The sequence below is a fragment of the Bradyrhizobium sp. Kon56 genome (assembly GCF_055807635.1).
Window position 1 is genome coordinate 1 of the sequence record NZ_JBVVOU010000447.1, and the last position, 266, is coordinate 266.

1 protein-coding gene is annotated in these 266 nt (G+C 62.8%); it reads right to left on the reverse strand.

Annotated elements, in window-relative coordinates; translation table 11 throughout:
* Positions 1-228 (reverse strand): hypothetical protein (locus tag AC0L3B_RS39615; RefSeq protein WP_473383298.1); only part of this gene is annotated, 228 nt, incomplete at its 3' end.
* Positions 229-266: the final 38 nt, after the last annotated feature.

The window sequence follows — 266 nt, forward strand, 5'->3', positions numbered from 1 at the left end:
GTCGACAAATACCAAAGGCCCCGGCTGCGCATCGCGCAACGCTTCCACCTGGCTGACGAATTGCCGGGTATCGAACTGAAGGTCCTTGGCCGGCTCGATCACGGTCACCAACAACAGCCACTGCGCCGCCAGGGCGATCATGCTGAGCCACACCAGGCGTGCGGCCCGACGCCATGCCATCATCGCAGCCAGTTGCAGCAGCACCAGCACGCCGATCAACAACGGCATCGAAACCTCGGGCCAGTAACCCTGCTTGTGCCAGGCAT